20 protein-coding genes are annotated in these 22,005 nt (G+C 63.5%); 7 read left to right on the top strand and 13 right to left on the bottom strand.

Going from position 1 to position 22,005, the window contains the following annotated elements:
• Window positions 1–12 precede the first annotated feature (12 nt).
• Genes metG through IVA81_RS39470 form a run of 3 tightly spaced genes read left to right on the top strand, consistent with a single transcriptional unit; the run spans window position 13 to window position 3,613 of the window.
• Window positions 13–2,013 carry a methionine--tRNA ligase gene (gene metG / locus IVA81_RS39480; RefSeq protein ID WP_247329530.1) on the top strand — a complete coding sequence of 667 codons (2,001 nt, stop codon included), beginning with the start codon at window positions 13–15 and terminating at the stop codon, window positions 2,011–2,013.
• A 12-nt stretch (window positions 2,014–2,025) separates the two neighbouring features.
• Entirely contained in the window at window positions 2,026–2,802 is a 777-nt protein-coding gene (locus tag IVA81_RS39475) for a TatD family hydrolase (RefSeq protein WP_247329507.1), read from the top strand.
• 13 nt (window positions 2,803–2,815) lie between these two features.
• Window positions 2,816–3,613: an MBL fold metallo-hydrolase gene (locus tag IVA81_RS39470; protein WP_247329504.1), complete on the top strand. Its 798-nt coding sequence runs from the start codon at window positions 2,816–2,818 to the stop codon at window positions 3,611–3,613.
• Window positions 3,614–3,634: 21 nt separating this feature from the next.
• Here IVA81_RS39470 and IVA81_RS39465 read toward each other — a convergent pair whose 3' ends face one another.
• The 6 genes from IVA81_RS39465 to IVA81_RS39440 all read right to left on the bottom strand — a co-directional run bounded on the left by IVA81_RS39465 (window position 3,635) and on the right by IVA81_RS39440 (window position 11,229).
• Window positions 3,635–5,284 (bottom strand): acyl-CoA synthetase, encoded by a 1,650-nt coding sequence (locus IVA81_RS39465; RefSeq protein ID WP_247329501.1) that lies wholly within the window; start codon window positions 5,282–5,284, stop codon window positions 3,635–3,637.
• Window positions 5,285–5,307: 23 nt separating this feature from the next.
• Window positions 5,308–7,197, bottom strand: coding sequence for a TRAP transporter large permease subunit (locus tag IVA81_RS39460; RefSeq protein ID WP_247329481.1), 1,890 nt, complete (start codon window positions 7,195–7,197; stop codon window positions 5,308–5,310).
• Window positions 7,198–7,227: 30 nt separating this feature from the next.
• Window positions 7,228–8,259 (bottom strand): TRAP transporter substrate-binding protein, encoded by a 1,032-nt coding sequence (locus IVA81_RS39455; protein ID WP_247329478.1) that lies wholly within the window; start codon window positions 8,257–8,259, stop codon window positions 7,228–7,230.
• 485 nt (window positions 8,260–8,744) lie between these two features.
• Window positions 8,745–9,296, bottom strand: coding sequence for a DUF4863 family protein (locus IVA81_RS39450; protein ID WP_247329475.1), 552 nt, complete (start codon window positions 9,294–9,296; stop codon window positions 8,745–8,747).
• Window positions 9,275–10,024, bottom strand: a complete 750-nt coding sequence (locus IVA81_RS39445; protein ID WP_247329472.1) for a nitroreductase — start codon at window positions 10,022–10,024, stop codon at window positions 9,275–9,277. Before IVA81_RS39445 ends, IVA81_RS39450 begins: the two co-directional genes overlap by 22 nt.
• Window positions 10,021–11,229: an ABC transporter substrate-binding protein gene (locus IVA81_RS39440; RefSeq protein ID WP_247329451.1), complete on the bottom strand. Its 1,209-nt coding sequence runs from the start codon at window positions 11,227–11,229 to the stop codon at window positions 10,021–10,023. The genes IVA81_RS39445 and IVA81_RS39440 overlap by 4 nt, the downstream gene beginning before the upstream one ends.
• Window positions 11,230–11,451: 222 nt before the next feature.
• Here IVA81_RS39440 and IVA81_RS39435 point away from each other — a divergent pair, with 222 nt between their 5' ends.
• Both IVA81_RS39435 and IVA81_RS39430 read left to right on the top strand, forming a co-directional pair.
• Entirely contained in the window at window positions 11,452–12,429 is a 978-nt protein-coding gene (locus tag IVA81_RS39435; protein WP_247329447.1) for a LysR family transcriptional regulator, read from the top strand.
• Between the two features lie 145 nt (window positions 12,430–12,574).
• Complete coding sequence (locus tag IVA81_RS39430; protein ID WP_247329444.1) at window positions 12,575–13,771, top strand: Xaa-Pro peptidase family protein; 1,197 nt, start codon at window positions 12,575–12,577, stop codon at window positions 13,769–13,771.
• Here IVA81_RS39430 and IVA81_RS39425 read toward each other — a convergent pair.
• From IVA81_RS39425 to IVA81_RS39400, 6 genes are all read right to left on the bottom strand, one after another.
• Window positions 13,768–14,595 carry a hypothetical protein gene (locus IVA81_RS39425; protein WP_247329441.1) on the bottom strand — a complete coding sequence of 276 codons (828 nt, stop codon included), beginning with the start codon at window positions 14,593–14,595 and terminating at the stop codon, window positions 13,768–13,770. The two genes, IVA81_RS39430 and IVA81_RS39425, sit on opposite strands and share 4 nt — an antisense overlap.
• Before the next feature lie 61 nt (window positions 14,596–14,656).
• Window positions 14,657–15,313 carry a hypothetical protein gene (locus IVA81_RS39420; protein WP_247329423.1) on the bottom strand — a complete coding sequence of 219 codons (657 nt, stop codon included), beginning with the start codon at window positions 15,311–15,313 and terminating at the stop codon, window positions 14,657–14,659.
• 14 nt (window positions 15,314–15,327) lie between these two features.
• A complete protein-coding gene (aroQ, locus tag IVA81_RS39415; RefSeq protein WP_247329420.1) occupies window positions 15,328–15,822 on the bottom strand; it encodes a type II 3-dehydroquinate dehydratase in 495 nt (164 codons plus the stop codon).
• Between the two features lie 32 nt (window positions 15,823–15,854).
• Window positions 15,855–17,135: a TRAP transporter large permease subunit gene (locus tag IVA81_RS39410; RefSeq protein ID WP_247329418.1), complete on the bottom strand. Its 1,281-nt coding sequence runs from the start codon at window positions 17,133–17,135 to the stop codon at window positions 15,855–15,857.
• Between the two features lie 55 nt (window positions 17,136–17,190).
• Window positions 17,191–17,700 carry a TRAP transporter small permease gene (locus tag IVA81_RS39405; RefSeq protein WP_247329415.1) on the bottom strand — a complete coding sequence of 170 codons (510 nt, stop codon included), beginning with the start codon at window positions 17,698–17,700 and terminating at the stop codon, window positions 17,191–17,193.
• Window positions 17,701–17,775: 75 nt separating this feature from the next.
• Entirely contained in the window at window positions 17,776–18,792 is a 1,017-nt protein-coding gene (locus IVA81_RS39400; protein WP_247329412.1) for a TRAP transporter substrate-binding protein, read from the bottom strand.
• Window positions 18,793–19,018: 226 nt separating this feature from the next.
• Here IVA81_RS39400 and IVA81_RS39395 point away from each other — a divergent pair, with 226 nt between their 5' ends.
• The gene (locus IVA81_RS39395) at window positions 19,019–19,678 is read left to right on the top strand and encodes an FCD domain-containing protein (protein ID WP_247329408.1); all 660 of its coding nucleotides are present in this window, start codon (window positions 19,019–19,021) and stop codon (window positions 19,676–19,678) included.
• 55 nt (window positions 19,679–19,733) lie between these two features.
• Window positions 19,734–20,624 carry an SMP-30/gluconolactonase/LRE family protein gene (locus IVA81_RS39390; protein ID WP_247329405.1) on the top strand — a complete coding sequence of 297 codons (891 nt, stop codon included), beginning with the start codon at window positions 19,734–19,736 and terminating at the stop codon, window positions 20,622–20,624.
• 2 nt (window positions 20,625–20,626) lie between these two features.
• Here the strand turns inward: IVA81_RS39390 and fsrB are convergent, their stop codons facing one another.
• Window positions 20,627–21,919, bottom strand: a complete 1,293-nt coding sequence (gene fsrB / locus IVA81_RS39385) for a siderophore utilization protein FsrB (RefSeq protein ID WP_247329402.1) — start codon at window positions 21,917–21,919, stop codon at window positions 20,627–20,629.
• Window positions 21,920–22,005 lie beyond the last annotated feature (86 nt).

Here is a 22,005-nt window from a genome sequence, read left to right as displayed (position 1 = left end):
AAGGAATTCGTGGTGGCAACGCGAGCTAAGAAAACCGTCAAGCGCAAGAGCGGCAAGAAAGCTGCGAAGAAGGCCGTCAAGAAAGCCACGAAGAAGGCTGTGAAGGCGGTTGCGCGCAAAGCTGCCAAGAAGAGCAAGAAGACCGCCGCCAAGAAGGGCGTGAAGAAGAGCGCTGCCAAGACGGCAAAGAAGGCCGGCAAGAAGGCTGCGAAGAAGCAGATCGCCGTCAAGAAAGCCGCGAGGAAAAAGGCCGCCGGAAAGCCAACCAAGGCTCCGGCGAAGACGGTGGCTCGGGCGAAGAAGGCGAGGGTGGCCGCCGCGACCGTCGCACCGGCTCCCGTCGTCACGCCGCCGAAGGCTGCACCGCCCAAGGTGTCGAAACCCAGGGAATCGGCCCGCAAGGCACCGCCTGCGCCGAAGCCCGTCGCAGCCGCAGCTCCGCAAGCCGCAGCGCCAGTTGCCGCCCCCGCGCGCGACAACGTCTTCTACATCACGACCGCAATCGCTTATCCCAATGGCGTTCCGCATATCGGCCACGCCTATGAGGCGATCGCGACCGACGTGCTCGCACGTTTTGCACGGCTTGACGGCAAGGATGTGTTCTTCCTGACCGGCACCGACGAGCACGGCCAGAAAATGGTTCAGACGGCCGCAGGCGAGAATATGGCCGTCTCCGCACTTGCGACCCGCAATGCCGGCCGCTTCAAGGAGATGGACGAGCGCCTGAACGTGTCGTTCGACCGCTTCATCCGCACCACCGAGGAGCAGCATCATCGCTCCAGCCAGGAGATCTGGCGACGCATGGAGGCGAACGGGGACATCTATGCCGACACCTATGCCGGCTGGTACTCGGTGCGCGACGAGGCGTATTACGCCGAGGACGAGACGCGCCTGAACGATGACGGCGTACGGCTCGGACCGCAGGGCACGCCGGTCGAATGGGTCGAGGAGAAGAGCTATTTCTTCCGCCTGTCGGCCTACCAGGACAAGCTGCTGAAGCTTTACACGGATCATCCCGACTTCGTCGGGCCCGACTCCCGCAAGAACGAGGTGGTGAGCTTCGTCAGAGGCGGCCTGCGCGATCTCTCGATCTCGCGCACGACGTTCGATTGGGGCGTCAAGGTGCCCGGCGACGCAGAGCACGTGATGTATGTATGGGTCGACGCGCTGACCAACTACATCACCGGCGTCGGCTTTCCCGACGAAGGCGACGGAAACTGGCGCTATTGGCCGGCCGACGTCCACATCATCGGCAAGGACATCATCCGTTTCCATGCGGTGTATTGGCCGGCGTTCCTGCTGTCGGCCGGGATTCCGCTGCCGAAGCGGGTCTATGCCCATGGCTTCCTGTTCAACAGGGGCGAGAAGATGTCGAAGTCGGTCGGCAATGTCGTCGATCCCTTCAATCTCGCCGACCAGTATGGCGTCGACCAGATGCGCTATTTCTTCCTGCGCGAGGTGCCGTTCGGACAGGACGGCAACTACAACCACGAGGCCATCGTCGCGCGCATCAACGCTGATCTCGCCAACGATCTCGGCAACCTGGCGCAGCGTTCACTGTCGATGATCGCCAAGCAGCTCGGCGGCGTATTGCCCGAGCCCGGCGAGTTCAGCGACAACGACAAGGCGATCCTGGCGATGGCCGACGGCATGGTCGCGGCGTCACGCGAGGTCATGGCGACGCAGCAGATCCATCATTGGCTCAACGCCGTGTGGGCCGTGGTCGCGGAGGCCAACCGCTATTTCGCGGGCGAGGCGCCGTGGGCGCTCGCCAAGACCGATCCTTCCAGGCAGAAGACGGTGCTCTACGTTACCGCCGAAGTCGTGCGCCAGATCGCGATCCTGGCCCAGCCCGCGATGCCGACCGCCTCGGGATTGCTGCTCGACAGCCTCGGCATCCCGGAAGGCGAGCGCAACTTCGCGATGCTCGGCGGCGCCAGGCGGATCGCGCCGGGCTCGACCTTGCCGGCGCCGACGCCGGCCTTCCCGCGCTACATCGAGCCGGCAGCCTAGGACGTTTGCGCGATGCTGGTCGACAGCCACTGCCATCTGGATTTTCCGGACTTTGCGGAAGATCTCGACGGGATCGTGTCGCGCGCACGAGCGGCCGGCATCGGCCGCATGGTCACGATCTCCACTCGGGTCCGAAAGCTGAATCAGCTTCTCGCCCTCGCCGAACGCTATGACGACGTCTATTGCTCGGTCGGCACCCATCCGCACAACGCGGATGAGGAAGACGGAATCGCACCGGACGAGCTGGTTGCTTTGACGGAGCATCCCAAGGTCGTCGCGCTCGGCGAGGCCGGGCTCGACTATTTCTACGACAACGGCTCGCCAGAGGCGCAGGCGAGGGGCTTTCGCGCCCACATCGCCGCCGCCCGCACCACCGGCCTGCCGCTGGTGATCCATACCCGCGAAGCCGACGAGGACTGCGCCCGCATCCTGGAAGACGAGGCGGCAAAGGGACCGTTTCGCGCCGTGCTGCATTGTTACACGGGCGGGCGTGAGCTGGCGTTGAAGGCGGTGTCGCTTGGGCTCTATATCGGTTTCACGGGAATCCTGACCTTCAAGAAATCGGAGACCTTGCGCGCGCTCGCGGCCGAACTGCCGTCCGATCGTATCCTGGTCGAAACCGACTCGCCCTATCTTGCGCCGGGCAAGTTCCGGGGTAAACGGAACGAACCGGCTTATGTGGTCGAGGTCGCAAAGGTGCTGGCCGAGACTCGCGGCGTTTCGTTTGAGGAGGTTTCGCGTCAGACCAGCGAAAACTTCTTCCGTCTGTTCTCGAAGGTGAAAGCTTGAAACCGGGAGCCGCATGACGCTGACGCTGACGATCCTGGGCTGCGGCTCCTCCGCCGGCGTGCCGCGCCCGGCGCTCGGCTGGGGCGCCTGCGACCCCAACAATCCCAAGAACCGCCGTCGCCGCTGCTCGCTGCTGGTCGAACGGACCTCCGAGCACGGCACCACGCGCATCGTGATCGACACCTCGCCGGACCTGCGCGAGCAATTGCTCTCGACCAATGTCGATCACATCGACGCGGTGTTCTTGACGCATGAACACGCTGATCAGACCCACGGCATGGACGATCTGCGTTCGGTGGTCATGCACATGCGCCGTCGTATCCCGACCTACTTCAACCAGTCGACCGCCAAGGACATCCTGGCGCGGTTCTCCTATTGCTTCATCTCGCCGGAGGGCAGCGACTATCCGCCGATCCTGACGCGGCATTCGATCGAAGCGGGCGGAAGCCAGACCATCCTGGGGAAGGGCGGCGCCGTGACGATGACGGCCTTTCTGGTCCAGCACGGCAACATTCCCGCGCTCGGCTACCGCATCGGGGATGCAGCCTACACACCCGACCTCAACGACATCCCGCGCGAGAGCTGGGGTGCACTGGAAAATCTGGACCTCTGGATCGTCGACGGCTTGCGCTACACCGGCCATGTCAGCCATTTCAGCATCAACGACGCGCTGTCCTGGATCGAACGGTTCAAGCCGAAGCGCGCGGTCATCACCAATATGACGGCCGACGTGGATTACGAGGTGATCCGGCAATCGTTGCCCGCCGGCGTCGTGCCCGCATTTGACGGGCTGCGGCTGGAGACGCACTGAACGTGCGGTAGCGCCGCCATTCTAGGCCGAGATCGCCTTCACTGATCCGACCTCGTTGCGCAGCAGGAATTTTTGGATCTTGCCGGTTGACGTCTTCGGGATGGGCCCAAACACGACGGCCTTCGGCGTCTTGAAGCCGGACATGTGGCTGCGGCAGAACGCGATGATGTCGGCTTCGCTCGCGCTTGCGCCGTCCTTCAGCTCGACGAAGGCGCAGGGCACTTCGCCCCATTTCGGATCGGGCTTTGCGACCACTGCGGCGAACAGCACGGCCGGGTGCTTGTAGAGGATGTCCTCGACCTCGACGGAGGAAATGTTCTCGCCGCCGGAGATGATGATGTCCTTGGAGCGGTCCTTGATGATGACGTAGCCGTGCTCGTCGAGCACGCCGAGATCGCCGGTGTGAAACCAGCCGCCTTCGAACGCTTCCTTGGTCGCTTTCTCGTTCTTGAGATAGCCCTTCATCACGATGTTGCCGCGGAACATGACCTCGCCGATGGTTTCGCCGTCGCGCGGCACTTGCCTCATGGTCTGCGGATCGATGACGGTGACGCCTTCCTCGAGCGGGTAGGGCACGCCCTGTCGGCGCTTCATGCGCGCGCGTTCCGGAGCGGGAAGCTCGTCCCAGCCGGGCTGCTCGGCACAGACGGAAGCGGGGCCGTAGACCTCGGTCAGGCCGTAGACATGCGTCAGCTTGATACCGATGCTTTCGGCGCCTTCGAGCACCGCGACCGGGGGCGCTGCGCCTGCGATCAGGCCGACGACGCGGCGCGCGGCGTTGCCTTTGGGCGCGTCGGGAGCGTTGATCAGCGTGTTGTAGACGATCGGTGCACCACACATGTGGGTGACGCCATGCTGCTTGATCAGCTCGAAGATTTTGGTCGGCTCGACCTTGCGCAGGCAGACGTTGATGCCGGCTGAGGCCGCGATGGTCCAGGGAAAACACCAGCCGTTGCAGTGGAACATCGGCAGCGTCCAGAGATAGACCGGATGCTGGCCGAGATTGCCGGCGAGGATGTTGCTGACGGCGTTGAGATAGGCGCCGCGATGATGGGTGACGACGCCCTTGGGATTGCCGGTCGTGCCCGAGGTGTAGCTCAGCGCGATGGCGTCCCATTCATCGCCCGGCCTGATCGCCGCGAAATTCGGATCGCCTTGGGCGACCGCCGCCTCATATTCGATCTCGCCGATGCGGCTGCCGCCCTTGAAGGAGGCGTCGTCAACGTCGACCACGAGCGGCTTGGGCCCCTTCATCTGCCCGAGCGCGTCGCTGATGACGCCTGAAAACTCGGGGTCGACCAGGATGATCCTGGCGCCGCCATGGTCGAGCTGGAACGCGATCGAGGGCGCATCGAGACGGATGTTCAGCGCGTTGAGCACGGCGCCGGTCATGGGCACGGCGAAATGCGCCTCGTTCATCGCCGGGATGTTCGGCAGCATCGCCGCAACGGTGTCGCCGATGCCGATGCCCTTGCTCGCGAGCCAGGACGCAAAACGCTTGCAGCGCTCATAGGTCTGCGCCCACGTGAAGCTGCGCCCCTCGTAGACCGTGCTGACATGATCGGGATAGACGGCGGCGCTGCGCGCGAGGAAGCTCAGCGGGCTCAGCGGCACGTAGTTGGCGGGCGTCTTGTCGAGGCCGATATTGTACTGGTTCTGCTGCTCACTCATCGACGCCCTCCTTAAACCGCGCCTCAAAGGAATCCGATCGAGATCCAGGGGAAGATCGCGACGATGATCAATCCCACCAGCAGTGCCAGCAGATAGCCCCAGATCGGCCGAATGCCCTCGGCCGGATCGACGCGTCCGATGGCGCAGGCTGCATAATAGCCGACGCCGAAGGGCGGGGCGAATAATCCGATACCCATGGCGAGAATGATCACCATGGCGTAGTGCACCTCGTGCACGCCGACGGCCCGGGCGATCGGAAACAGCAGCGGCCCGAACAGCACGATCGCCGGGATGCCCTCCAGCACGCTGCCGAGGATGGTGAAGGCCAGGATCGAGACGGCGATGAAGGTCGCCGCTCCCCCGGGCAGTCCGGTCATGGCCGCAGCCAGCGAGCGTGAGAAGCCCGATTGCGTCAGGCCCCAGGCCATGCCGGTCGCCGTGCCGATGATCAGGAGGATGGCGCCCGACAGCGCCGCAGTCTCGACCAGCATCGGGAACAGCCGTCGCCAGTCGAACCGGCGGTAGACGAGGAGGCCGACCAGCGCACCATAGACGATGCCGATGGTAGAGACCTCGGTCGCGGTCGCGATGCCCTCGACCACGGCATAACGGATCACGAAGGGCAGTGCCAGCGCGGGCAGGGCGACGATGAAGGTCTTGCCGACCTCACCACCCGTGGCGCGGCGGACGTGGCTCATGTCCTCATGGCGGTAGCGCCACCACACCAGCATGCAGAGCGTGATCGCGAGCACGACGCCGGGCAGCAGGCCGCCGGTGAACAGCGCCGCGATCGACACGCCCGTCACCGAGCCGATCGTGATCAGCACCAGGCTCGGCGGAATGGTCTCGGTTTGCGCACCCGTGGCCGCCAGAAGCGCGACGAGATCGCCGGGCTTGGCGCCGCGCTGTTTCATCTCCGGAAACAGCACGGGTGCGACCGCCGCCATGTCCGCGGCCTTGGCGCCGGAAATGCCGGAGACCAGATACATCGCGCCGACCAGCACGTAGTGCAGGCCGCCGCGGACATGGCCGAGCAGGCTCGCCAGGAACGCCACCATGGCCCGCGCCATGCCGGTCATCTCGATCAGGAGCCCCAGGAACACGAACAGCGGCACCGAGAGCAGGATGAGGTGGCTCATGCCCTCGTCCATCCGCCCGACCAGCACCATGACAGGCGTGCGCGTGGTGAGCGCGAGATAGCCGAATATCGCAAGGCCAAAGCCGAACGCAATGGGAACGCCGGCAAAGACGCAGAAGCCGGCAACGCCGACAAAGAAGATGACGAGGTTGAGATTGCCGAGCGGCCGCAGCAACGGCTCCGCCAGCCAGAACAGGCCGACCAGGACGGCGACCGACAGCACGGCGGCCGCGACCATCCGGTAGTCGGCCGCGCGCAGCAGCCGCAGCAAGGCAAAGGCTGCCATCAAGCCGATGCCGGCCGGCAGCGCGGCAGCGCGCCACATATTGGAGATCTGCAGCGCCGGCGTGGTGATATAGCTTTCCTCATAGGCATAATCGCCTGACGGCCAGACGATCAGCATCAGAAATGCCAGCGCCGCGGAGGTCGCGACCAGATCGAGATAGGCCCGCATCGCCGGACCGGCACTCGCGACGACCGCGGTCATGCGCATGTGCTCGGAGCGGCGGAACGCGACCGCCGCGCCCAGCATGGCAAGCCAGAGGAACAGGATCGAGGCGAGCTCGTCCGACCAGATCAGCGGACGATGCAGGCCGTAGCGCGCGACCACGCCGGCAAACAAGATCACGATCTCGGCGACGACCAGGATCGCCGCCGGGATTTCGACCACGAGACCGAGCGCGCGCTCGACCGAAGTCAGCAACGAAGATCGGCGAGGGGACTGAATAGCCGCCTCGCCCGCCACTTCGATCACCTCGACCTCGACATGAGCCATCCTGATACTGACCTCGGCGGCCCCGACGCGTTACGACAGCTTGCCGACGGCCTTTTCCAGGAGATCCCAGGCCTGGTCGCCATATTTGCCCTTCCACTCGGCATAGAAGCCGGCAGACCGCAGCTTGTCGCGGAACGGCGCCACCGTCGGCTGATTGAAGGTCAGGCCCTTGGTCGCGAGTTCCTGCTGCAGGTTGGCATTGAGCTTGGCGGTATCCTCACGCTCCTTGACGGCAGCGGCATTGATGTTCTTGGCGACGATTGTGCGCACGTCCTGCGGCAGCTTTTCCCAGGCTCTGCGGTTGGCCAGGAACCAGAAGCCGTCCCACATGTGGTTGGTCAGCGAGCAGTACTTCTGTACCTCGTAGAGCTTGGCGGTCGAGATGATCGCCAGCGGGTTTTCCTGGCCTTCGACGATCTTGGTCTGGAGCGCCGAATAGACCTCGCTGAAATTGATCGAGGCGGGCGCCGCGTCGAACGCCTTGAACATCGAGGTCCACAGCGGCGACACCGGCACGCGGATCTTGAAGCCCTTGAGGTCGTCGGGACCGGTGATCGGCTTGCTCGACGAGGTGGTCTGGCGGAAACCGTTGTCCCAGATCTTGTCCATGACCTCGAGGCCGGCCTTCTTGATCTCGCCGCGGACATGGGCGCCGAGATCGCCGTCCATGGCCTTCCAGACCGTGTCGTAGTCCGGGAACGCGAAGCCGATGCCGTTGATGGACGCTGCCGGCACCAGGGTCGATAGGATCAGGCCGGACAGCGTGAAGAACTCGACGCCGCCGGAACGGATCTGGCTCAGCATGTCGGTGTCGGACCCGAGCTGGTTGTTCGGGAAGATCTGGAGATCGAACTTGCCGTTCGTCTCGCTCTTGATCGCCGCAGCCATCTCCTTGGCGCGGACGTTCAGCGGATGGGTGTCGGGCAGGTTGTTGGCGTATTTGTAGGTGAACTCGGCGCTCTGCGCGCGGGCCACATGGGGCGCACCGATGCCGCCCAGGACCGCGGTCGCGGCGGAGGCCTTGAGAAGCGTGCGTCGGGAAAAGCGCGTCGAAAAGACCATGGGTCTGCTTCCTCGGAAGGTTTGTTGTTGTTCTGAGACGCAAACCTATACGGACGTCGGGTCAGAAGGTCATCTGCGATCTCGCGAGGCTTCGCTTATTGCAGCCGGACAAGGTCACGGCAATATCGGCTTTCGGAGACATCGGCCGGATTCGAAATCTGAAAAACAACCCCATGCACAGTAGCCGTCAAGGAACGGGACGAGGCTCGATGCCTTGGCCGAAAACCGTCGAAAGCGAAGGCGCCATGGAAGGAATTCCGTCTAAATAACTGATCTCATTGTACATAAATATATTCCATAATATACCTTATGCGAATTACGGATATGGCTGTGCGGAACGTAGCTCGCCTGGTCTCCTGGTCGACGAAATCCCTCTCCACTGGTGCCGCCAGTCCAGCGTTGCAGCGGTGGTCTCGCGACTCACCACCGCCTCTGAGCGACCGGCTCGGCTGTGCCATCCTCGTGTTGGGTGAAGCCCGTCGCCATCAGGACGGCGCCGCGAAGTCGTAAGAGATGCGCCCGGCGGGCAGATAGAACAGCGCGATGACGGCGCCACCGCGGACCTCGGGATAGTGACGGCTGCCGGGATCGGGCGCGGTCCAGCCCGGCCCCTGCCAGCCCTGCAGTCCCTTCAGCTCGGCGCCCTTGTCCAGCGGGACGACCAGGTTCAGCTCCCCGTATGGGTGGCCATGATACTGTCCGCGCAGCACGTCGTGTTCGTCCTCGTCCTCGTCCTCGTCCTTGAAGCGACGTGGATCGGTGCTGTTCATGTAAACGGCGGTGATGCTGAACTGGAACGTTTCAGGCACCGGCTCCAGGATGCGGCTGCGCCGGTAGTTCGGACCTTCGACCTCCTGGTTGGCTGCCCAGCCTTCCGCGACCCCGCGCTTAATCAGCCGCGCCAGGTCCCGGTAGAGCTGGCTGCCCTCGCCGTATTTTTGATTGAGCCACCGCTCCATCTCCGCGCCGGGTGTCATGTCCTTGACCTCGCGCAGAAACGGGATGCTGCACTGAATCAGCTCGTCTCGGCTTCCCATGGCCTTGTCCTTTCTTCTTGGGTTTCACTTTGTTCTTCGAAGCCCACGAAAGAGGCGAACTCCGCGAGGTCGGCGCGTGGCATCAGCCTGCCCCTGGTTCCTTCCCTGGCACGGCCGATCGAGATGCCGCACACCACCATCTGCTCCGCCGGGATCGACAGCAGCGGCCGCAGGATCCGGTGATATCTAGAGAACGTCTCCTGCGGACAGGACTGCAGCCCATGGCCTGCCGCAGCCAGCAGCACGTTCTGGACGAACATGCCGAGGTCGAGCCAGCTTCCGACCTGCAGGCGCCGGTCGATCGTGACGATCAGGCCGACGGGCGCGCCGAAGAACGCATAGTTCTTGGCAGTTTGTCTGCTCCTGGCTTCGATGTCGGTTTGAGCGATGCCGAGCGAGCCGTAGAACAAGCGGCCGAATTCCTGGCGTCGCTGCAGGTAGGGCTCGGGCAGGTCGCTGGCGTAGTAGCTGTATTCCGACTTGTGCTCGTCGCGAGCGGTTTCGTGTGCCTCGCGCAGCGCCGTTGACACCCTGCCCCTGGCTTCGCCCGCCAGCACGTAGACGTGCCAGGGCTGGATGTTGGCACCGCTTGGCGCAAATCGCGCCACGCGCAGAATCTGCTCGATGGTCCCTCGCCCGACCGGCTCGCCCGAGAAATCGCGGCATGCGAAACGGTCAGCGATGATCTCGTCGATGCAGCTCGGCGCAGCCGCGCCGTCGCCGATCATGGCTTGTTCAGGAGCGGACATCCGCCTTGCTCCATCGGCCGGAAGGCTTCCTCGCCCGGAATCGTCGCCAGCAGCTCGTAATAGTCGAACTTGTACCTGGACTGCTCGGGTGACTTGACGCGGAACAGATACATGTCGCGGACCAGCCGGCCATCGTCGCGGATCCGGCCGTTTCGCGTCATGAAATCGTTCACGGGCATCTCGCGCATCTTGGCGGCGACGGCCGGCCCATCCAGCGTGCCGGCTGCCTGGACCGCTTTGAGGTAGTGCATCACGGCGCCATATGTGCCGGCGTGAATCATGGTCGGGACTTTGTTGGTCTTTGCGATAAAACGCTTCGACCACGCGCGCGTCTCCTCGTTCAGGTCCCAGTAGAATGCCGAGCTCAGCATCAGGCCTTGGGCGCTCTGGAGTCCGAGGCTGTGAATGTCGGCGATGAAGACGAGCAGTCCGACAAGCTTCTGCCGCTGCGTGATGCCGAATTCGCCGGCCTGCTTGACGGCGTTGACGAAGTCGCCGCCGGAGTCGGCCAGCGCGATCACGTCGGCCTTCGTGGACTGCGCCTGGAGCAAAAAGGAGGAGAAATCGGGCGTGTTGATCGGATGTTTCGCGGCACCGAGCACCTTGCCGCCCGTGGCCTCGATAACCTTACGGCTGTCGGCTTCGAGTTGCGCACCGAGGGAATAGTCGACCGAAATGAAGAACCAGGAGTTTGCGCCGAGACGCGACATCGCCCTCGTCGTTCCCTGCGAGAGCGCATAGGTATCATAGGTCCAGTGAATCCCGGTCGGCGAGCATTCGTCGCCGGTCAGGCGCGATGTGGCTGCACCGGTTGCCAGGAACAGCTTCTTCTTGTCGCGCGTGATGCCCTGCACCGCCAGCGCGACTGCCGAATTCGGCACGTCGAGAATGACCTCGACGTTTTCGTTTTCGATCCAGCGTCGGGCGATCGTACCTCCCACATCGGCCTTGTTTTGGTGGTCTCCCGCGACGATCTGGATGCCGCGTCCGAGCACCTGACCGCCAAAGTCGTCGACGGCCATTTGCGCCGCGACCACCGAGCCCTGGCCGCCATTGTCAGCGTAGAGCGAGGACATGTCGGTCAAGACGCCGAGCTTCACCGGACCTTCCTGCGCCATGACCGGCGCTGCGAACAACACCAATGCTAGTCCGAAAGCTCCGATCGACTTCCCGCGGGATTTCATTGCGTGTCTCCTCCAAATCCGGCGCCGGGATCATGACGAGATCGCGAGATTGCGGAAGTGAAACTCTTGCAGAGTGATCCTGAACCGGCTTCAGATTGGTGATGCGAGCGGTCAGGCATTTGAGAACCCTGCTCGGTTGCGCCGGCTGCGCGTATGGCCTTAACTAAGGCCGATCGCAATCACGCAACGGGCGCGCGATCCGCCTGCGATGGTGTCCTGCTCGTGGCTGTTTCCTTCAAGACCCTGGACCTGAACCTGCTCAAGGTCTTCGACGCCGTCATGGAGGAGCGAAGCGTGCTGCGGGCAAGCCAGCGGGTTGCCCTCAGTCAATCCGCCGTGAGCCATTCGCTCGCCCGGCTCCGCGAGATGCTGGAAGATGATTTGTTCGTGCGCACGGCGACGGGCATGCAGCCGACGGCACGCGCATTGACAATGGCGCCACAGGTTCGGCAAGCCCTGCGATCTCTCGAAGCCGCGGTCGAGCAGCCGAGATTCGTGCCGGCAGATTCCACCAGGCAGTTCACCCTGGCCGCGAACGACTTCACCACGATGGTGCTGGCCTCGCCACTCCTGAAGATACTCGGCCGTGAAGCGCCGGCGATCGACCTCATCATCAAGCCGGTGACACGGATCGACCTCGCCGAGCAGATCGACCTTGGCCGGATTGACGTCGCGATCGGCGTCTTCTCGGATCCCCCGAGCCGCTTCCGCACGTCGCTACTGTTCGAGTACGACGACGTGCTGATCGTGGGGGGAAAGCGCAAGCTCGGCCGGATCGACAACGCTGCACTGGCGCGCCTGCCGCTGGTCGTTGTCTCTTTTGGCGGCGAGCAGGAGGGAGCAATCGGAGGCTTCATCTCCGAGCGTGGTCTTGCGAGGCGATCGGAGATGTATGATCGCGCCGCACTCGAACGGGCACTGTCGGAAAGCGACCGGCCACCGCGGATCGCCGTTTCGCTGCCGCATTTTCTTGCCCTGCCCGCCCTGCTCGCGGACTCCAAATTGGCGGCTATCGTTCCGCGTCCGTTAGCCCTGGCGTTCGAACGCGCGCATGCCGTCACGACGTACGAATTGCCTTATGCCACGACGGCGGTCGAGGTCCGCTTGTTGTGGCACGAACGTATCGAGGGCGAACCGTCGCATGACTGGCTTCACGACATCCTCAGGCGTGCGACCGAGGACCTCAGGCGCGGACGCTAGCTGAAGACGGTCCCGGTCCAGGTTCCATTTTGCATCCAGCCGTCCAGTGGGGACGCCCGGGTGGAGTAGTGCTAGGCTGGGCGCCGCAGTCCTAAAGAGGCCAACGATACAAGGCGGTCTTAACCGCCGCTCAAGGGAGTCAGTCATGCAGGAAAACGCCGCCCGCGCAGCCCGCTCGCGCGCGATTCCATTCGATGCCGCCAAGCTCGATCGTCTGATGGAAGCGGCCGGCCTCGACGTGCTGGTCGCGACCTCCAAGCACAATGTGCAGTACCTGCTCGGCGCCGAGCGCGCGATCTTCTTCGACTACATGGACGCGCTCGGCGTCAGCCGCTATCTGCCGGTCCTGGTCTATCCCAAGGGCGCACCCGAAAAAGCCGTCTATGTCGGGCACCGGCTGGAGACCCATCAGCGCACGGTCGCTCCGCCCTGGGTGCCGCAGGTCCGGACCGAGTCCAACGGCTCTGTCGACGCCGTCACGCGGGCCGTTGGCCTGATGCGGGATGCCGGCGTGCCTTTGAAGCGGGTCGGGGTCGAGATGGCGTTCCTGCCGATGGATGCGGGCCGGGCGCTGACCGACGCCCTGCCCGGCGCCGAGCTCAAGGACGCCCTCCTGATCCTCGAACGGTTGCGGGCGGTGAAGTCCGCGGAGGAGCTTGCGAAACTCAAGACTGCGTCCGAGCTGGTCATCGCCTCCATGCTTGAGGTGATCGCCGGGCACGGGCCGGGCACGACCAAGCAGCAATTGTCGGACGCATTACGCATTGCCGAAGCCAGTCGCGGCCTGACCTTCGAATATTGCCTGCTGGCCTGCGGCAGCAGCCACAACCGTGCGCCGTCGGCGCAGCGCTGGGAGCAAGGCGACGTGCTGTCGCTGGATTCCGGCGGCAATTATCACGGCTATATTGGCGACCTCGCGCGCATGGCCGTGCTGGGCGATCCCGATTCCGAGCTGAAGGACTGTCTGGCCGAGATCGAGGCGGTGCAGCGCGCGGCCTTCGCCGCAGTCCGGCCAGGTGCGATGGGCGGCGACATCTACGTCGCGGCCGAGCGCCAGCTCGCCCAGATCAGCAACCGCGACTGCACCGATTTCCTCGCCCACGGCATGGGTCTCGTCAGCCACGAGGCCCCTCGCCTGACCGCCAAGGGTCCGGTTCCCTACGACGACACCGACGCCCGCCTGCCGCTCGAAGCCGGCATGGTGGTGTCGATCGAGACCACGATGAAGCATCCGAAGCGCGGCTTCATCAAGCTCGAGGACACGGTGGCGGTGACGCCGACGGGCTTTGAGATCTTTGGCGAGGGCGGCCGCGGGTGGAGTTTGGGTGGGAGCCCGCGTTAGCGCAGCGGCAGCAACTCCAACTGACTCTGCGCCTTCTTCACCGCCGCCGCGAACCAGCTCTGGCCCGGCGCTTCCTTGGCGAAGCATTTCGTATAGGCATCCATCGCCTGGTCTTCCCTGGCCATGTCGCCGCGCGGGTCCTTCTTGTTGACGGGCTTCGCCATCATCTGCTTCCCCACGCGCTCGCAGGCCGGGATTTCGGCCGTCTTCACGGCGTCGCTGGTGGCGAGAAAGAAGACCTTGTCACCCTTGATCGCGACGACGTCGATCTCGTCGGGCGCTCCCTTGAGCCCGCCATTGCCGCGCAGGCCGAGCACGGCGACGGCGGCACTCGTGCCCGCGGGCTTGATGATCGGCAGCTCGGCATAGATGGCGAAGGCCGCGTCCTGGATCGCATTGTAGTAGAAGCGGTCCGATTTGAAGGCGGCGCCGCTCTCCTGTGGCATCCCGTCCTCGCGATGCTCGCGCAGCCAGTGCTTGAGCAGCGTCGTCGTGGTCACCACGGCTTGGGTCTTGTAGCCTTCCGAAGCCAAACTGAGCCCGTCGAGGTGGCCAAAGCCGATGTCACTCCGAAACAGCGTATCGACGTTCGACTTGCCGTCTGCGGGCAGCCCCTTGATCGCAACCGGTCCCACCAGGCCGCGCAGCACGCCTGAGAGCTCCTTCAGAGCGGCCTCGTGCTGCTTGTAGATCTCCTCGCTCTCCTTGGCTTTCGAGAATTTCTCGATATAGCGATCGCGCAGGTCGAGATAGCCCTGCTCGGGCGTGGCTGCATGGACGGGCGTCGCCAGGACGAGCAAGCTGAGCAAGGCAAGCGATTTCATTCATTGTCCGCGGACTTGGGGAGCGATTTCCAGTCTTTGTGCCTGTGCGAAGCGGGAAGGTTCAAACGAAATCCGCGATGCGGGCGTCGAGCGCGAACATGCTCTGATAAATCTCCGGCTCGCTGGCGTGGTTCATGACGTCAGGTGCAATCTCCGTCGCCTTGTGAAGAGCGGCGCGCAAGGATGCCAGGTCCAGCGCCTCGATCAGCAAAAGTCCCGCGAAAAATCCCTCGTTCTTCCGCATGCCCTTCTCCGCCGTCGGCACCGAGGTCCGCGCCTGATCGGTCGCGCCGATCTGTACGGCGGCGACCCCGTCGCAGGCGACGAGCGCCTGAGCCATTCCTTGCGGATCTCCAGGCAGATTCTCGATCCGCAGGGCCATGATCGTTGCCCCCTCGCCCCTGCCCGCACGCGTGACCATAGCGCCCCCACCCCGCATGAAATTGCCGAGTTTCGGCATGATGCGCTGCGACCACGGCGTGGGCGCGTTGAGGCGCGCCAGATAGGCTTCGCCATCGAGAACCTCCGGCGCTTCCAGCTCGTACAGGATGAAGAAGCGGTCGATGTCGGCCCTTGCAGCGCGAAAGACACGCGCAGCCAGGAAACCCCTGGTCGTCACGCGCTCGGTGGTGTGCTCGCGCGTCAGCCAGTGCCGGTAATCAGTCAGATCGTGCGCCTCGACGTCGCTCCAGATGGCGAGAAATCCAGCTCCGTGCATTCCGCTCTCCCTGCCTAAGCCTTGCCGGCGGCCGCGAGCCCGTGAAGAGCGGCCGGGATCGTCTCGGGCAATTGTCCGATCCGCTGAACAGCCGCCAGCATCGCGGCGAGATAGCCGTATGGGCCCAGACCGCAAATGACCGCCGTGCAGGCGCTCGACGTGACCGAGTGGCGGTGAAGCTCGTCGCGCGTATGGATGTTCGAGATATGCACCTCGATCTTCGGCCCTTCGAAGATCTTCAACGCATCGATCAGCGCGATCGAGGTGAAGGAATAGGCCGCCGGGTTCATGATGATCGCATCCGCTTTGCCATGGGCGGATTGGATGAGGGTGACGAGCTCGCCTTCCATGTTGGACTGGTGGAAGGAGATCGAGACACCAAGATGATCGGCCAAAGCCTGACAGCTGGCTTCGATCTCCTTCAGCGTCGTCGAGCCGTAGATATGGGGCTCCCGGATGCCGAGGAAGTTGAGATTGGGTCCATTGAGGATCATGATCCGTGCGGTCATTCTCGTTCCTCGTGTCCTTTGCCAATGCGCGACTAACCACCAAACCACTTCGCCGGGATCGTCACCAGTCCGGGGAATAGCACCATCGCGAACAGGACGATCAATTGCGCGATCATAAAGGGCCAGACACCCTTGATGATGTCCTCCATGCTGATCCTGGAGACGCCGCAGACGACGTTGAGCACGATGCCGACCGGTGGCGTGATCAGGCCGATGGAATTGTTGATGATGAAGAGCACGCCGAAATAGACAGGGTCGATGTGCGCGGCCTTGATGATCGGCATCAGGATCGGCGTCAGGATCAGGATGGTCGGCGTCATGTCGAGCGCCGTGCCCACGACCACCACCACGACCATGATCGCGAGCATCAGGATCGTGTTGTTGCCCATGAAAGGCTTCAGGAGATCGACGACCTGCGCGGAGATTTCGGACACCGTGATCAGCCAGGACGACACCAGCGCCGCGGCGACGAGGAACATGACGACACTGGTCGTCACCGCCGACGACACCAGAACCGCATAAACCTGCGACCATTTCAGCTCGCGGTAGACGCAGGTCGCGACGAACAGCGAATAGACGGCGACCACGACGCCGGCCTCGGTCGGCGTGAAGATGCCGAAGCGCAAGCCGACGATGATGATCCCGGGCAGCATTAGCGCCCAGAAGCCGTCGATGATGGCGTGCAGGATTTCACGCAGCGAGGCCCGCGGCGGCGGCGTCAGGTCTTCCTTGCGCACGACCCAATACCAGGCGGCGCAAAGGCCCAACCCAAGCAGCAGGCCGGGGACGATGCCGGCGAGAAACAGCTTGGAGATCGACACGTTGGCGGCGACGCCGAAGATCACGAAGCCGATGCTGGGCGGGATGACCGGGCCGATCACGCCGCCGGCAGCCACGAGACCTGCCGCATAGGTCTTCTTGTGCCCCGCGGCCACCATCATCGGCACCAGTAACGCCGCGAGCGCGGCAGCGTCAGCCGCAGCAGATCCCGAAAGCGACGAGAGAATACAGGCCGCCAGGATGGTCACGTAGCCGAGGCCGCCCCTGAAGTGCCCGACCGCAACGAGGGCGACATTGACGATGCGCTTGGCCAGTCCTCCCTTGTTCATGATCTCGCCGGCTAGCATGAAGAAGGGGATTGCCATCAGCGGAAAGCTGTCCGCGCCGTTGATGACGTTCTGCGCCACGATCTGGGCGTCGAACATATCGATCGTGCTCATCAGCGCGACGCCGCAGATGAGGAGCGCAAAGGCGATCGGCATGCCCAGCGCCATGGCGCCAAGCAGCGAGAAGGTGAACACGGCGATCGTCATGGCATGATCCGGGTGGCGCGAAGCGGATGAGCAGGCGCGATGGCGACGGACGGCATCACTGCTCCTCCGATTCCCTGACGGCCACCATGTCCTCCTCGCTCGCCTGCCCGCTGATCACCCGGTACAGGTCGTAGAGAAGGATGATTGCAGTCGAGACGCCGAAGATCACGCCGACCGCGTAGAAGATGCCCATCGAAAGACCCGTGGCCGGCGCCCGATCGTCGATGTTGATGATGGTCTGGCGCCAGCTGCCCGAGAGCAGAAGCCAGTCGGCAAACAGCATCAGGCAATAATTGATGACGAAGCAGATGCGCTTGCCGTAAGACGGCAACATCCGGACCAGACTATCGACGCCCAGATGCGCGTGTTCGCGCATCGCGACGATTGCGCCGAGGAAGGTCAACCAGACCAGCAGCCACCGCGACAGTTCCTCGGAAATCGCAATGCCGGAGTTGAAGCCGTAGCGCAGGACGACGTTGCCGAACACCAGCACCACCATGACGGCAAGACACGCGGCAATGACGGCCTTCAGGAACGTGCAATAGAGGTCGAGAGCTCGCGCCATGCGTAACGTCCGGGCAAATCAAGGGGTGGAGCCGGCCACTCGCCGGCTCCGCCGCCTGCGTGACGAAGAAGGCGGCTACTTCACGTCCTTGCGGATGCGCTCGACCTCTTCGTTGAAGAGCTTCACGGTCTCGGCACGAAGGTTCGCCGAGATCTTTTCGACGACGGGTTGAACCGCCTTGCGCATGCGGTCAGTCTCGTCGGGAGCGATAGCATTGTACTGCATGCCCTTGGCCTGCAGCTCCGCCAAAGCCTTTTCCGTCTGAAGGCGCGTCTGCTCCTTCTGATAGCCGCGGCTTTCTTCATAAGCCTCGCGCATCAGGCGCTGCTCGGTCGGGGACAGCTTGTCCCAGAATGCCTTGCTCACCAGAATGATGTTCAGGGTGAAGGTGTGATTTGTGGCGGAAACGTATTTCTGCACTTCGTAGAATTTGTTCGAGAGAATGACGGTGTAGGGATTCTCCTGGCCGTCGACGGTGCGGGTCTCCAGCGCCGAATACAGCTCACCGAAGGCCATCGGGACCGGGTTGGCCTTAAAGGCGCTGAAGCTCTCAAGATAGACCGGATTCGGAATGACGCGAAGCTTAAGCCCGCTGAAGTCCTCGAGCTTGGTGATCGGGCGGGTGCTGTTGGTGACGTTGCGGAAGCCCAGACCCCAATAACCCAGGCCGGTCAGCCCTTTTGCCGGCAGGGTGTCGAGCATCGCCTTGCCGAATTTGCCGGTGCCGAGCGCATCGGCCTGCTCGGTCGAGTTGAACAGGAACGGAAAATCGATGAGGCCGAACTCAGGAATGACGGTCGCGAGCGACGTCGTCGAGGCCGACAGCATCTCCTGAGTGCCGCCGCGCAGCGCGGATTGCTGCTGCAGCTCGTTGCCGAGCTGCGAGGCCGCGAACTCGCGGACCTTCATCTTGCCGCCGCTCTTGGAGAGCAGGATCTCGGCGAACTTCTGCACGCCCTGGCTCACGGGGTGATCGGTATTGTTCAGGTGGCCCCACCTGATCGTGCGCTCCTGAATATCCTCGGCAGATGCGCCGACCGTCAGCGCCACGCAGATCGCCGTCGCAGACAGCGCCCGTGCCAACAAGCTCATCGATTCCTCCCCTATGCGAGCGAGCACGAACCGCGGCTTAAGCCATCTTTCGCGCCCTCTGGCCATTTAGAGATCATACATCAATTTACATGTCAAATGATGATAATAGTTTCATATGAGATTTTGGTAGACGTCAGGCACCTGATGTCTGCTATATTGCTGTCAACATTGATTGTTCGGCCTCCGCACGGAGCAGCGGCGATCGGGACGTGGGATCGAGAAAAGCATGACGGCAGTTGAGGAACGGCCCCTGTCGGCAGGCGACAGCGGCTATCGGCGCATTCGGTCCGACATCATTTTCGGGGTGCTCACGCCATCCGGGCGTCTCAGGCTCGACGCCATGAAGGAAGATTACGGCGTCAGCATCAGCACGTTGCGTGAGATCCTCAATCGCCTGACCTCCGAAGGTTTTGTGGTTGCCGAAGGCCAACGTGGATTCGAGGTGGCGCCCATCTCAATCCAGAATCTGCGGGAGCTCGCCGAACTGCGCATCCTGCTGGAGCATTATGCGATGGCTGAGTCGTTCCGCGCCGGGGACGTCGAGTGGGAGGGCCGCGTGGTTTCCGCGCACCACAAGCTGGCGGCCACCGAGCGAACCGTCCTCGCGGAGGGCGACGATCCCGAACTCCGCAAGCGCTATGACGGCGAATTTCACCAGGCGCTGATCTCTGCTTGCGGCTCGCGCGAGTTGATGCACACCCATTCGGTCGTGTTCGACAAATACTTCCGCTATGCGCTGCTCTATCGCGGCGCCGAGACAATCAACCAGCACAAGGCCTTGCTGGACTGCGCCCTGAAGCGCGACATCAGGACCGCCAGGGCCGTCCTCACCGACCACATCAATGGCTGCGTTGCGCATGCGTTGTCCTCCTGGAAGGAAAGCTGACCGCCCTCTCCCGTCAGGCCAATCAAGCCGTCGACGGCTGCAACAGGATTCCTGGATGACCCCGGACACCATCCCCGCGCATCGGGTTGAGACCGCGGTCGCCAGCGCGGATATTCTCGGCGAAACGCCATTGTGGTGCGACCGGTCCCGCAAGCTGTGGTGGATCGACATCGACGGTCAGCTTCATCAATCCTTCGATCCGGCGACGGGCACCCATCAGGTTTCCTCCTGCGATTGCCAATTCCTGGGCAGCCAGGCCCTGACGGCGGACGGCTCGCATCTCCTTGCGCGGGATCTGCGTCTCACCCGCGGCTCTTGCGACGATGCCTCTCCCAGTCAGTTCTGCGAGGTCGAACGTGGCCTGGACAACCGCCTCAACGACGGCCGCGTGGACGCCCGTGGCCGCCTGTGGATCGGCACCATGGACAATCAGCTGCATCGTCCGAACGGCTCGCTGTATCGCGTGACCGGCGACGGTGAGGTGGCGCGCATCTTCGGCGACGTCATCGTCACGAACGGAATTGCATTCTCGCCTGACAATCGCACGTTCTATTTCACGGACACGCGGCGATACTGCACCTGGATGTTCGACTTTGATGTCGATGACGGCGTGATCCGAAACAGGCGCTTGTTTGCAGACTATAGCGCTTCTCAGGAAAGACCTGATGGCGCGTGCGTCGATGCTGCCGGCGGGCTATGGACGGCTTTCTTTTCCGGCGGCCGGGTCGTGCGGTACCGGCCGGACGGGCAGATCGATACCATTATCCCGATGCCAGTGACCAATCCGACGTGCCTGTGCTTCGGAGGGAGCGATCTAAGAACGCTGTATGTCACGACGGCGAGAAAGTTCCTGGATCAGCGCCAGTTGAGCACCGAGCCTCAGGCCGGTCATGTCCTTGCCATTCACGGCGTCGCGCAGGGCCTTCCAGAACATCGCTTCGTTTAGCCCTACTCCGCCGGCGTGAGTTGCCGCTCATTCAGGCGCACCGCCGCGGTCCCGCGAACGCGGACCCGGGCGCGGCGCTTGCGCCACCAGATGACGACCCCCGTGACCGAGAGTGCGGCCACCACGAGGCCCATGATCGAGATCAGGATACGGCCGAACAGGCCGACGATGCGTCCCGAATGCAGCGGAAACTGCGCCTGCACGAAGATGTCGGCGGCGGTGCCGACCCAGGGCAGCCGTTCGCCGATCGGGCGGCCATCCTCGCTGTCGTAATAGAGCTGCGCTGGGCCGACGCCGCCGGCGCCGTGATCGTCGCCGGGGTGGAAGAAGGCGGCGGCATAGACGCCATGGGCCGGGCCGTAATTGACCGAGCCGACCGGAATCGTCCACCCTCGCGCCTTGCCGTCGGCCGCCGCGCGCGCGGCGATATCGGCGAAGGTGACCTTGGGCTCGATGGGGTCGTCGAGATCGCGATAAGGCCGCTGCTCATAAGGCGTCGGCGTATAATTCGAGACCATCTTCATCAGCGGCGAGAACACCTCGAAATAGAGGTTCAGCGAGAACGCCGTGAAGGCGATGACGAACAACAGGCTCCAGGTCCACAGGCTGAAGGCGCGGTGGATGTCGAAATTAATCCGATAGGCGCTGCCCGAGGTCTTGATGGTCCAGGCCGGTGCCCAGCGCGCCCAGAAGCCGCGCTCGAGCTGGCGCGTGACGGCAGGTGCGCGCGCCGCCTTCGCGCGCCGGCGCGAGGGCAGCGTCAGATAGAAGCCCACGAAGCAATCGATGGTCCAGATGATGGCGATCACGCCGAGCACGCGCATGCCCCAGCGGTCGCTGCCCCAGAACTCAGGGATGTGCATCGTGTAGTGCAGCTTGTAGAGAAACGAGACGAAGTTTTCCCGCGTCACCGGCCACACCGCGCCCCAATAGCGCCGGCCCAGCTCCGCGCCGGTGTTGGGATCGAGGAAGACCTGATTGTAGTCGAGCGAGTAACGCTTGCCGGTCGCGGGATCGATCCGCGGCATGACGAAGAACCACAGCGAGTGGCCCTCCTCCGGCGTCATGAAGAGGTAGACGACGCGCGCATGGGGATCGCGTTGCTCGATCATCTTGGCAAGCTCGATCGAGGGGATCGCCGGTCCCTTGCTGGAGACGTCGAACAGATGGCTGTTCAAGACGTCGTCGATCTCGTGATCCCAGGAGATGATCGCGCCGGTGATGCCGGAGAAGAACAGGAAGCCGGCCGTGAGCAGTCCCGCCCAGCGATGCAACTTGCCGAATATCGCTCTCATGGTTCAGATCTCGAAAAGCTTCCACGTCGTCATGCCCGGGCTTGTCCCGGGCATCCACGTTCTTCGTCCCGCGGGGCAAGGCGTGG

Source organism: Bradyrhizobium sp. 141, from assembly GCF_023074055.1.
Taxonomy (GTDB): domain Bacteria; phylum Pseudomonadota; class Alphaproteobacteria; order Rhizobiales; family Xanthobacteraceae; genus Bradyrhizobium.
This window is presented reverse-complemented; position numbering and strand designations above follow the sequence as displayed.